Source organism: Streptomyces sparsogenes subsp. cuspidosporus (assembly GCF_039532705.1).
GTDB lineage: Bacteria > Actinomycetota > Actinomycetes > Streptomycetales > Streptomycetaceae > Streptomyces > Streptomyces sparsogenes.
In genome coordinates this window covers 21,120-32,774 of sequence record NZ_BAAASD010000044.1, presented here as the reverse complement: position 1 = coordinate 32,774, position 11,655 = coordinate 21,120, and the positions used below count along the sequence as shown (strand labels likewise).

The following is an 11,655-nucleotide window of genomic DNA, read 5'->3' as shown; positions in this document are numbered from 1 at the left end:
CCACGCCCTCCCCGGAGCAACGCCGGGCCGGCACGCCCGCCCTACGCCCCCAGCAGCCGCGAGACCGTGTAGATCACCAGCCCGGCCAGCGCGCCGACGACCGTGCCGTTGATCCGGATGAACTGGAGGTCCCGCCCGATGTGCGCCTCGATCTTCCGCGAGGTGTGCTCCGCGTCCCAGCCCGCCACGGTCTCGGTGATCAGCGAGGTGATCTCGTCCCGGTAGGTGGTGACCACGTACACCGCCGCGTCCTCCAGCCATCCGTCGACCTTCGCCCGCAGCCGCTCCTCCGTGGCCAGCCGTGCGCCGAGGGAGAGGATCGCCGCCCGCGCCCGCAGCCGCAGCTCGCTGCGCTCGTCCTCCGCCGCCGCGACGATCATCGCCCGTACGGAGGCCCACGCCGAGGCGATCAGGTCCTGCACCTCGCCCCGCCCCAGCACCTCGGTCTTCAGGCGCTCCACGCGCGTGCGGGTGTCGGTGTCGGACTGGAGGTCGCCCGCGAAGTCGGTGAGGAAGCGGTCCAGGGCCCCGCGCGCCGGGTGGGCCGGCATGTCGCGCATCTCGCTGACGAACCGGAGCAGTTCCTTGTAGACCCGCTCGCCGACCTTCTTGTCCACGAACCGCGGCGTCCAGCCGGGCGCGCCGCCCGCCACCGCCTCCATCACCGACTCGTTGTGCTCGACGAGCCAGTCGTGGGCGCGCAGGCACACCAGGTCCACGACCCGGCGGTGCCCGCCGTCCGCGACGATCCGCTCCAGCATCTTGCCCAGGCCCGGCGCGATCTCCTGCGCGTCGGCGCGCCGGGTGATCGCCTCGCCCACCACGGCCTGCACGTCGGAGTCGCGCAGCACCCGCAACGCGCCGCGCAGCGCCGTCGCCAGTTCGGCCGTCACCCGGTCGGCGTGGGCGGGTTCGGCCAGCCAGGTGCCCAGCCGGCTGCCGATGCCGACGGTCCTCAGCCGCTGCCGCACCACGTCGCCGGACAGGAAGTTCTCGCCGACGAACTCGCCGAGGCTCACGCCCAGCTGGTCCTTCTTGGTGGGGATGATCGCGGTGTGCGGGATCGGCAGCCCCATGGGCCGCCGGAACAGCGCGGTCACCGCGAACCAGTCGGCCAGGGCGCCGACCATGCCGGCCTCGGCGGCCGCGGCCGCGTAACCGGCCCAGCCGCCCGCGCCGGCCGACCGCGCCCAGGTGGCCAGCGCGTACACCACGGCGACGGCCAGCAGCAGCGCCGTCGCGATGGTCTTCATGCGGCGCACGCCGCGGCGCTTCTCCACGTCCAGGGGGCTGTCGAAGGAGAAGGCCGCGGGCGGCGGCGCTCCCGACTCACCCGTCGTCATCCGGTCCATCCGGTCCATTCGCTCCACCCGGTCGAGCCGTCCCCTCGGTCATTGTCTCTTTCCTATGTCAGTCGCCTATGGAGTGGAACGTACGGGCGGTTCCCATCGTCTGAGTGGGCGAGCGGCCCCGTACGCCGGGGGCAGGCCGACGGGCGGACGCGGCCGGGGCCATGGGATCATGGTGAACCGACCGGACCGCATCGGCGCGGCTGATTTCTCGCAGTTATCGTCCACTTTCGGAAGCCCAGGGTTGGGAAGCCCAGGCTCCGTCTGCCCGAGGAGACACCCGTCCATGAGTGTGCCCCCCATGCCCAGACGCACGGCTTATGCCGTGCTCGCTGCGCTGGCGGCGGTGGTGGTCCTCATCTCGACCGCGATATTCGTCGGAGTCGGCAACAGCGACGGCAGCCTCGACGCCGCCGCCCGCAAGTCCGGCGGCTCCGCCGCCCCGGCCTCGGCCGGCACCTGGGTGGGCACCTGGTCCACGTCCGCCGCCGCGGCCGAGCCCAACACGCTGCGGGGCTACGCCGGCATGTCGATAAGGAACGTCGTCCACACCAGTGTCGGCGGCAGCCAGGCGCGCATCCAGCTCTCCAACCTCTACAGCGCCCGCCCGCTGACGATCACCCACGCCTCGCTCGCCCTGGCGGCCGCGCCCAGCAACCCGACCGCCGCCGCGGGCACCATGCGCCGCCTCACCTTCGGCGAGCGCTCGTGGGTGACCATCCCGCCCGGCCAGGCCGCCACCAGCGACCCGGTGCGGCTGGACATCCCGGAGGCCGCCGACCTGCTGGTGACCACCTACACCCCGCGCGCCTCCGGCTCGGTGACCTACCACCCGCACGCCCGCCAGACCTCCTACCTGGCGCGCGGCGACCGTACGGAGGACACCGCGGGGGCGGCCTACACCGAGCAGAGCCCGTACTGGCGCTATCTGACGGCCGTGGACGTGTGGAGCACGGAGGCCCACGGCGCCGTCGCCGTCATCGGCGACTCCATCACCGACGGCATCACCTCCACCGCCGGGGCCAACCACCGCTGGACCGACTTCCTCGCCGAGCGGCTGCGCACCGAGCCCGACGCCCCCCGCTACAGCGTGCTCAACTCGGGCATCAGCGGCAACCGCGTGCTGACCGACGGCACCCAGGTGCCGCCGAACAACCCCAGCGCCCTGTCCCGCTTCGAGCGCGACGTGCTCTCCCGTACGGGCGTCAAGGCCGTCGTCGTCGAGCTGGGCGTCAACGACATACTGCGCCCCCCGCACCAGACCGACGCGGACGCGATCGTCGGGGGGCTGCGGCGGCTGACCGAGCAGGCCCACGCGCGCGGGCTGCGCGTCGTCGGTGCCACCCTGGCGCCCTTCTACGGCCACCGCGGCTACACCCCGCGGCTGGAGGCCGTGCGCCAGCAGGTCAACACGCGGATCCGGTCGGGCGAGGTCTTCGACGCCGTGGTCGACTTCGACCAGGCGCTGCGCGACCCGGTCTCCCCGCTGCGGCTGCGCCCCGCGTACGACTCGGGCGACCACCTCCACCCCAGCGACGACGGCTACCGGGCGATGGCGCGGGCACTCGACCTGGACGACCTCAAGGGCGGCGCGGCGGCCGAGCTGTAGCCAGGGGGTGTCCTGTCACCGGGCCCGAGCCCGCGGCGCCGGGAATCCGGGCGGGTTGACCCGAGCCTGGTGGGCGAGGAGGTCGGCGAAGGCCACCGTGAGGGGGTCGGGACGGGTACGGGTGTAGGCGGTGAGGGCGCGGCGGACCGGGGGGTCGGGGCGGAGCAGGACGCCGTCGAAGTGGGCCGGGACGATGTTGGCCGGCACCAGGGCCGGGCCGAGTCCGGCCGCGGCGAGCAGAGGTGCGGCGGAGGTCTGCTCGGCGCGGATCGCCGCGTGCGGTATGAAGCCCGCCTGGGCGCAGACCTGGTCGAGGAGGTCGGCGAGACCGTTGTCGGGGGCGTAGTGCACCCAGGCGCGGTCCGCGAGTCGGCTGAGGGCGACCGTGCCGGTGGGGTGGTCGGCCGTCGGGTCGCCGGCCGTGGGATCGTCGGCCGACAGGACGATGACGAACTCCTCGGTGCCGAGTTCGCGGATCGGTCCCTCCCAGGCGGTGGGTGCGGGACCGATGGCGAGGTCGGCGCGGCCGGCGGTCATGGCGGCCTGGAGCTTGTCGGCGTGCGGGTATTCGCGCAGCCGGATCCGCACACCGGGGTGGAGGCGGTGCCAGGCTCGCAGGACCGGCGGCAGGATGCCGAGGCTGATCGAGTAGATGACGGCGACCTCCAGCTCACCCTCCTCCAGGCCGGCCGTACGCCGGGCCACCGTGTGCAGGCGTTCGGCCTCGGCGAGGGCGGCGCGGGCATGCGGCAGCACCGCCCGGCCCATCGGGGTGAGCCGCACCGAGCGCGGCAGGCGTTCGAGCAGCGGCCCCCCGACCGCGCTCTCCAGGGCCCTCATCTGGTGGGAGAGCGCGGGCTGGGTCACATGCAGCTGCTCGGCGGCGCGGGTGAAGGTCCCGGTGTCGACCACGGTGACCAGGTATTCGAGCTGCCGGAGCGTCGGGATCGCCATAAGCCGATTTTATCTCCGCGATAAAAAACATGCCTTGGACTCATGGCAGTGGGCTGGGAGAGGGTCGGTGGTGTCGCCGCCGCGAAGAACAGCGGACGGCCGATCCCCAACGGCTCGAAGGAGTTCTCCCATGTCCGATGACACAGCCCTCCAAGGGCAGCGGCTTGTCGTGGTGGGCGCGGGTTCGCGCACCGGGCGCGCGCTCGCCAAGGCCGCTTCGGCGGCCGGCGCCGCTGTCGTGCTGGCCGGTCCGGATCCGCGCAAGCTGGAGTGGACGGCCGGTGAGCTCTCCGGGCCTTCCGAGGTGCTCGCCCTGGACCTCGCCGACGAGCGGTCGATCATCGACTTCGCCGGGCAGGTGGGACGGTTCGACCACCTGGTCTCCACCGCCGCGATGCCGGCCAACGGACCGCTGAAGGACCTCGAACTCGCCGATGTGCAGCGGGCCTTCTCGGCCAAGGTGATCGGCCCGCTGCTGCTGGCCAAGCACCTTGCCGGGCAGGTGGCCGAGAACGGCTCGTTCACCTTCTTCTCCGGGGTGGCCGCCTGGCGGCCGGCGCCCGCGCGGACGGTGATGGCCACCACCAACGGCGCCCTGGCCTTCCTGGTGCAGGCGCTGGCGGTGGAGATCGCCCCGGTTCGGGTGAACGCCGTCTCCCCCGGCATCGTGGACAGCGGTTCCTGGGACGGCCTGGGCACCGACAAGGAGGCGTTCCTGCGGGGGGTGGCCGAGCGCAACCCGGCCCGTCGGGTGGGCAGCCCGGAGGACCTGGTCAAGGCCGTGTTCTACGCCATCGACAACCCGTACGTCACCGGCACCGTGCTGCACGTCGACGGCGGCGGCCGCCTGGCCTGACCCCCGTCCGCCGAACCCGCCCGCCGAACCCGTCCGCCGCACTCGTTTCCGACCCGTCACAGGCACGGGCCGGCCACCCCGGCACGCCCGGAACCCCCAGGCGTGACCCCCTGACTCGAGGAAGAGAACTCATGCGTTCGCGCACCTTCACCCGCACCGCCGCTGTCACCGTTGCCGCGGCCTGCCTGGCCGGCGCCACCGCCGCCGCCGGCTACGCCCACGACACAGACCATCGCCCGTCCTCGCGCGCCTGGCCGCAGCACCTGATCGACCGCTCGCCCGACCTGGTCCGGCCCCAGGCGCTCACCGTGGACCGCTCGATCGGCTCGAGGCGCGCGGCCCAGGAGGTCCACCTGGCCCAGCAGCTGTACACCTTCTGGAACACCGGGGAGCAGAAGTACCTGGACGCCGCCGTCAGCCCCCGGTTCAAGGACAACACCCTGCCCGCGGGCCGCCCGCAGGGCCCCACCGGCCCGGCCTTCGCCTCGAAGAACTTCCGCACCGCCGTGCCGGACCTGACCTGTGAGCTGTCCGACCTGCTGGTCACCGGCGACAAGATCACCGCCCGGCTGGTCTTCCGCGGCCACTTCACCGGCACCTTCAACGGTGTCCAGGGCAAGGGTCAGAAGGTCGACTTCAACGCCATCGACATCCAGCACGTCGGGACCGACAAGATCATCGAGGACTGGCACATCGAGGACAACCAGACCCTGCTGACCCAGCTGGGCGTCAACGGCTGATACCCGTCTAGTCGTCCGTCCAGCGCCTGTCCAGGGACCTCCGCCGCTCGCGCCGCTCGGCCCGCAGCTCGCGCCGCTCCTCGTGGCGCTCGGCCCGCAGTTCCCGCCGCTCCGCGTGGCGCTCGGCCAGGAACCGCTTGCGGTCCTCCTTGAGGCGCCGGCGCTCCTCCTTGCGCAGCTTGCGCTCCACGGCCACGCCCCCGAACAGGGCGAGGCCGGTGACGGTCACCCGGGGGGAGCCCGGCGAGCCCTCGCCGGGCCCGCTGTGGTCGAAGGCGCCCAGGATGCCGACGCCGCCGACGTGGACATCGAGGTCCGGCGGGGCGGTCACCTGGATACCGCCCATGATCGCGAAGCAGCGGATCACCGTGTCGCGGTCCTCGAAGCGGGCCTCGCGCAGATCGATCTCGCCGCCGCCCCAGAAGACGAAGGAGGTGAAGCGGCGCGGGACGGTCCAGCGGCCCTTGCGCTGGAAGCCGCTCATGACCGCGATCCCGGTCCGGGAGGTCGGGGTGGAGCCGATCCGCCCCGCCCAGCCGCCCTCGGCCGCGGGCGCGGGATCGGCGGCGGACGGGCGGCCGGGCACCGGGAGGTCCCGTACGAGCGGTTCGAGTTCGGCGTGGGTCCGGGCCCTGTACGCCGCGTCCAGGCGCTCCTCGAACTCCTCCATGGTGAGGCGTCCTTCGGCGACGCCCTCCCTGAGCGCCTCGGCGATCCGCTCGCGCTCGGCGTCCGAGGCCCGCATCTGCGGCCCGGCCTGGGGTCGGGGCGCCATGTCCCCCGAGGATGCACCGCTCGTCATACGGACAGACTAGTCGGGCCGGGCCCCGAGGCCGCGTCAGTCTTCCCCGCCGGGTACAGCATCCGGGCGATGACGTCCTCGATCTCGGGCTCCCGCACCGACAGGTCGACCAGCGGATATCCGTCGGCCACCGCCGCCACGAGCGGCGCGGCGCTGCTCCCGGCCGGGAACGCGAGCCACTGCCGCGGCCCCTCCACCCGCACCGTCCGGCAGCCGGGGATCTCGATCGGCGGCAGCTCCCGCTCCAGGTCGACGACGAGCGTCCGCTCGCTCTCACCCACCGCGTGCAGCCCCGCCAGCCCGCCGTCGTACACCAGCCGCCCGTGGTCGATGACCATCACCCGCTCGCACAGCTGCTCGATGTCGGTCAGGTCATGGGTGGTCAGCAGCACGGTCGTGCCCTGCTCGGCGTTCACCTCGCGCAGGAACTCCCGCACCTTCGCCTTGCTGACCACGTCGAGCCCGATCGTCGGCTCGTCGAGGTAGAGCACCTCGGGGTCGTGCAGCAGGGCGGCCGCGATGTCGCCGCGCATCCGCTGGCCGAGGGAGAGCTGACGGACCGGCACCTCGAGCAGCGCGCCGAGGTCCAGGAGTTCCACGCACCGGTCCAGGTTCTCGCGGTACCGGCCGTCGGGGATCCGGTACATCCGCCGCACCAGCGCGTACGAGTCGCGCAGCGGCAGGTCCCACCACAGGGTCGTGCGCTGCCCGAAGACCACGCCGATGCGCCGCGCCAGCCGGGTGCGCTCGCGCGACGGGTCGATCCCGGCCACCCGCAGCCGGCCGCCGCTGGGCACCAGGATCCCGGTGAGCATCTTGATCGTGGTGGACTTCCCGGCGCCGTTGGGCCCGATGTAGCCGACCATCTCGCCGCGCGGCACCCGGAAGCTGATGCCGTCCACGGCGCGCACCTCGCGCCGCTCGCGGCGCAGCAGCCCGGCCCGGCGCCGCACCTGGAACACCTTCTCGACCCCGTCCAGCTCGATGAAGTCGTCGTCCGCGCACCCGTCCATCCCGGCTCCCCTCAACCCCTCTCAGCTCCCCGTGCTCCGATACGACCGCAGCCCCCGCCGCCAGACCAGCCCGGCCAGCGCGCAGCAGCCGAGCGCGACCAGGGGGGCGGCGAAGCCCACCTGGCCCGGCAGGCCCAGCGGGTTGTCCCGGCGCAGGATGTGCAGCGCGGGCAGCCAGTTGACGAAGGCCAGCGGGATGACGAAGGTGACGCCGCGCAGCACCTCCCGCCCGAAGACCGTCGGCGGGTACTGCAGCAGGGTGTTGCCGCCGTAGGTGAAGGAGTTCTGCACCTCGGAGGCGTCGTTGGCCCAGAACTGGAAGGCTCCGCCGGCCACGAAGACCGCCCCGAAGATCGCGCCCCCGCTCAGCAGCATCACCGGCACCAGCAGCACCCGGTCGACCGTCCAGTCGATGTCCAGCCGGACCAGCGACCAGACGAGCAGCAGCAGCCCCTGGCTGATCCGGCCCAGCCTGCGCAGCGCGAAGCGGTCGGCGGCCACCTGGGCGAGGATCGGGACGGGCCGCACCAGCAGCGTGTCCATCGTGCCGTCCCTGACCCGGCGGCCGACCCGGTCCATGCTGCCCAGGATCAGGTCCGCGAGGCCGAAGGCGGTGCTGGTGGTGCCGTAGAGGAAGGCCACCTCGGGCAGGGTGAAGCCGCCGAGCGTGCCGACGTGCGAGAACATCAGCGCGATCACGACGAAGTCCAGCCCGGTCGCCGCGAAGTTCCCGACCGTCATGATCAGGAACGAGGTGCGGTACGCCATCGTGGAGCGCACCCACATCCCGACGATCAGCAGATAGGCGCGCAGCCCGTGGTACGCGCGGGAGCGAAGCGATTCAGCCACCCTGCACGACCACCTTCCGTGTGGCGACCGACTGCAGCACCCGCCCCGCCGCGAGCAGCACGGCCGCCCACCCCGCCTGGAAGGCGAAGGCCCGCACCAGCCCGAGCCCGCGGTGCTCCCCGAGGAAGACATCGGCGGGCACCTGCAGCATCGCCGCCCACGGCAGCGTCCGCGCCACCTCGCCCAGCTCCCCCGGGAAGACGTTCAGCGGAAGGATCATGCCGGAGAAGAAGAGACACAGCAGCCCGCTCATCATCGAGATCCCCGAGGCGTCGAGCAGCCAGAAGGCGCTGAGCGCGACCAGGTAGCGCACCGCGAAGCCCACGCACACCGCGAGGGCGACCGACAGCAGGAACCACACCCAGGTCAGCGCGGAGCGGGGCAGCGTCAGCTCGAAGACCAGCGAGCCCAGCACCATCGGCGCGATCCCGCGCCCCAGGAGCTGGAACAGGGCCCGGCCCAGGTCCCCGGCCAGCCACCACAGCTGCAGGTCCACCGGTCGGTAGAGGTCGACCGCGATGTCCCCCGAGCGGATCCGCTCCTGCAGCTCCTCCTGGAAGCCCCCGCCCAGCAGCGCCACGGCCGCCAGCAGCGCCTGGCCGATCCACACGAAGGTCAGGGCCTGGGAGAGGTCGTAGCCGCCCAGGTGCGGCCGCTGGTCCCACAGGGCCATATAGGTGTAGGCGACGATGCAGCCGAAGACCGTGTTGGTGAAGATCCCGGCCGCGGTGGCGACCCGGTACGTCGCGTAGCGTCTGAAGCCGCTCATCGTGACGGCCGCGTACAGCCGCATGGACCGCCCCTCTCCCCCCGCCCGGTTCGCCGAAGCCCAGGAGCCTAGCGGCGCCGGGGGAGGGAGAGCCAGGCATTATTCACCCGGCCGGAGCGTGGAAGACCACCCGGATGGCGGGTGCGGCATCGTCCATTCCGCCGGTCACAGAGCTGTCACAGGTGTGGGCCACGGCCTTGGTCCGGAACGGATGATGCGACAGTGTTTTATGGGGCGTACCAGGCCAACCGCCCGACCGTGCACGATTCCGCCGCGGCACAACCCTCGACGGCGGTCTAGGAGTCTCAAAGGACATGAGCGACGAGCCCCAACTGATCGACGGCGGCATGGGCGGCGCAGACGTCACCGGCACCAACGACACCAGCGACCACGGCGACGCCCAGCCCGCCCGCCCCAAGGGCAGAAAGGGCCGTCCCAAGCGCACCGGCTGGCGCCGGCTGCTGCCCACCTGGCGGATGGTGCTCGGCGGCTTCCTGATGATCGTGCTGCTCGTCGCCGGCGGCCTGGTGACCGGCTACCTGCTCGTCGACATCCCCGCGGCCAAGGACATCGCCGTCGCCCAGAGCAATGTCTTCCTCTACTCCGACGGCACCCCGCTGGCCCGCGAGGGCAAGGTCAACCGGGAGTACGTGCCGCTCAGCCAGGTGCCCAAGACCACCCAGCACGCGGTGCTCGCGGCCGAGGACCGGGACTTCTACTCCGAGTCGGCCATCAACCCCGAGGCCATGGTCCGCGCCGCCTGGAACACCGCCACCGGCAAGGGCAAGCAGTCCGGCTCCACCATCACCCAGCAGTACGTGAAGAACTACTACCTGGACCAGGAGCAGACCGTCTCCCGCAAGGTGAAGGAGTTCTTCATCTCGATCAAGCTGGACCGGGAGGTGAGCAAGGACGACATCCTCGAGGGCTACCTCAACACCAGCTACTTCGGACGCAACGCGTACGGCATCCAGGCCGCCGCCCAGGCCTACTACGGCAAGAACGCCAAGGACCTCGACCTCGGCGAGGGCGCCTACCTCGCGACCCTGCTCAACGCCCCCAACGCCTACGACGTGGTCACCCACCCGCAGAACAAGGACCGGGCGCTGGCCCGCTGGAACTACGTCCTGGACGGCATGGTCAAGAAGGACTGGCTGAGCAAGGCCGCCCGCGACCGGATGACCTTCCCGACGCCCGGCAAGGTCACCGTCCAGTCGGGCATGTCCGGGCAGCGCGGCTACCTGGTCGAGGCCGTCGAGGCGTACCTCACCAAGAACGGCATCATCGACGAGCAGACCCTGGCCCGCGGCGGCTACCGGATCACCACCACCATCGACCGGAAGAAGCAGGACGCCTTCGTCGCCGCCGTGCGCGAGAAGCTGATGAGCAAGCTCAGCGACTCCCGCAAGGTCGACAAGTACGTCCGGGCGGGCGGCGCCTCCATCGACCCCAAGACCGGCGAGGTGGTCGCCCTCTACGGCGGCATCGACTACACCAAGCAGTTCGTCAACAACGCGACCCGCACCGACTACCAGGTCGGGTCCACCTTCAAGCCGATCGTGTTCACCTCCGCCGTGGAGAACGGCTCCACCACCCAGAGCGGGGAGCCGATCACCCCGGACACGATCTACGACGGCACCAACAAGCGCGAGGTGGTCGGCCCCGAGGGGCCCACCGGCTACGCCCCGGCCAACGAGGACGACGTCGACTACGGCTCCATCGACGTCACCACGGCCACCGACAACTCGGTGAACTCCGTCTACGCCCAGATGGCCCAGGACGTCGGCCCGGCCAAGGTCAAGCAGACCGCCATCGCCCTCGGCATCCCCAAGGACACCCCCGACCTGACCGCCTCCCCCTCCATCGCGCTCGGCCCCGCCACGGCCAGCGTGCTGGACATGACCGAGGCATACGCGACGCTCGCCAACCACGGCCGGCACACCCCGTACAGCCTGGTCTCGAAGATCACCGAGATCACCAAGGACGGCCGGGAGATCGCGCTCCCCAAGAAGAAGACCGACCAGGCCGTCCCGCGCGCCGCCGCCGACACCACCACCACCGTCCTGCAGAGCGTCGTGGACGGCGGCACCGCCACCGCCGCCCAGGCCGCCGAGCGCCCCGCCGCGGGCAAGACCGGCACCGCCGAGGACGACAAGGCGGCCTGGTTCGCCGGCTACACCCCGGACCTGGCAACGGTCGTGGCCGTGATGGGACAGGACTCCGCCACCGGGGCCCAGAAGTCGCTGTACGGGGCGACCGGCCTGCCCCGCATCAACGGCGGCGGCTACCCCACGGAGATCTGGGCCGCGTACACCGCCGCCGCCCTCCAGGGACGCACCCCGGCCGAGTTCGACCTCAGCTCCGAGGACGGCGCCGACACCCCCACGCTCCCGGCCGACACCACCACCCCGCCGGCCGTCACCACGCCGCCGGAGACCACCTCCCCGCCGGCCGGCGAGGCCCCCACGACCGACCCCGCCACCGACCCGACCCAGCCCACCTTCACCCCGACGACGGCCCCGACGACCCAGCCGACGTACACCCCGCCGACGGGCGTCCCGACCTCGCAGCCGACGACGGCCGACCCGGGCGGCGGACCGGGCGGGCCGGGTGACCCGGGCGGCCCCGGCGGCCCCGGGTCGGGCGGCTGAGCAGCACAGGCGACACAAAACGCGCAGGGTGGTGGCCCCGGCCACCACCCTGCGCGCATGCGG

The 11,655-nt window shown here is 72.3% G+C and carries 10 protein-coding genes; 4 read left to right on the top strand and 6 right to left on the bottom strand.

The features are described from left to right. Window positions 1-41: 41 nt before the first annotated feature. Window positions 42-1,343, bottom strand: a complete 1,302-nt coding sequence (locus ABFY07_RS34965; protein WP_346178408.1) for a DUF445 domain-containing protein — start codon at window positions 1,341-1,343, stop codon at window positions 42-44. 307 nt (window positions 1,344-1,650) lie between these two features. Here ABFY07_RS34965 and ABFY07_RS34960 point away from each other — a divergent pair, with 307 nt between their 5' ends. Further along, on the top strand, window positions 1,651-2,958 hold the full coding sequence (locus ABFY07_RS34960) for an SGNH/GDSL hydrolase family protein (protein WP_428837064.1): 1,308 nt from the start codon (window positions 1,651-1,653) through the stop codon (window positions 2,956-2,958). A 15-nt stretch (window positions 2,959-2,973) separates the two neighbouring features. Here the strand turns inward: ABFY07_RS34960 and ABFY07_RS34955 are convergent, their stop codons facing one another. Then, window positions 2,974-3,912 carry a LysR family transcriptional regulator gene (locus ABFY07_RS34955; protein WP_346178356.1) on the bottom strand — a complete coding sequence of 313 codons (939 nt, stop codon included), beginning with the start codon at window positions 3,910-3,912 and terminating at the stop codon, window positions 2,974-2,976. A gap of 130 nt (window positions 3,913-4,042) precedes the next feature. Here ABFY07_RS34955 and ABFY07_RS34950 point away from each other — a divergent pair, with 130 nt between their 5' ends. Beyond that, entirely contained in the window at window positions 4,043-4,768 is a 726-nt protein-coding gene (locus tag ABFY07_RS34950) for an SDR family oxidoreductase (RefSeq protein WP_346178355.1), read from the top strand. Window positions 4,769-4,899: 131 nt separating this feature from the next. Beyond that, window positions 4,900-5,508 carry an ester cyclase gene (locus ABFY07_RS34945; RefSeq protein ID WP_346178354.1) on the top strand — a complete coding sequence of 203 codons (609 nt, stop codon included), beginning with the start codon at window positions 4,900-4,902 and terminating at the stop codon, window positions 5,506-5,508. Window positions 5,509-5,515: 7 nt separating this feature from the next. Here the strand turns inward: ABFY07_RS34945 and ABFY07_RS34940 are convergent, their stop codons facing one another. Genes ABFY07_RS34940 through ABFY07_RS34925 form a run of 4 tightly spaced genes read right to left on the bottom strand, consistent with a single transcriptional unit; the run spans window position 5,516 to window position 8,965 of the window. Continuing rightward, window positions 5,516-6,310: a DUF1707 SHOCT-like domain-containing protein gene (locus ABFY07_RS34940; protein WP_346178353.1), complete on the bottom strand. Its 795-nt coding sequence runs from the start codon at window positions 6,308-6,310 to the stop codon at window positions 5,516-5,518. Further along, window positions 6,307-7,323 (bottom strand): ABC transporter ATP-binding protein, encoded by a 1,017-nt coding sequence (locus tag ABFY07_RS34935; protein WP_346178352.1) that lies wholly within the window; start codon window positions 7,321-7,323, stop codon window positions 6,307-6,309. Before ABFY07_RS34935 ends, ABFY07_RS34940 begins: the two co-directional genes overlap by 4 nt. 21 nt (window positions 7,324-7,344) lie before the next feature. Next, window positions 7,345-8,109, bottom strand: a complete 765-nt coding sequence (locus tag ABFY07_RS34930) for an ABC transporter permease (protein ID WP_428837063.1) — start codon at window positions 8,107-8,109, stop codon at window positions 7,345-7,347. Window positions 8,110-8,164: 55 nt separating this feature from the next. Then, on the bottom strand, window positions 8,165-8,965 hold the full coding sequence (locus tag ABFY07_RS34925; protein ID WP_065959986.1) for an ABC transporter permease: 801 nt from the start codon (window positions 8,963-8,965) through the stop codon (window positions 8,165-8,167). A 290-nt stretch (window positions 8,966-9,255) separates the two neighbouring features. Here ABFY07_RS34925 and ABFY07_RS34920 point away from each other — a divergent pair, with 290 nt between their 5' ends. After that, window positions 9,256-11,592, top strand: coding sequence for a transglycosylase domain-containing protein (locus tag ABFY07_RS34920; RefSeq protein ID WP_346178350.1), 2,337 nt, complete (start codon window positions 9,256-9,258; stop codon window positions 11,590-11,592). Window positions 11,593-11,655: the final 63 nt, after the last annotated feature.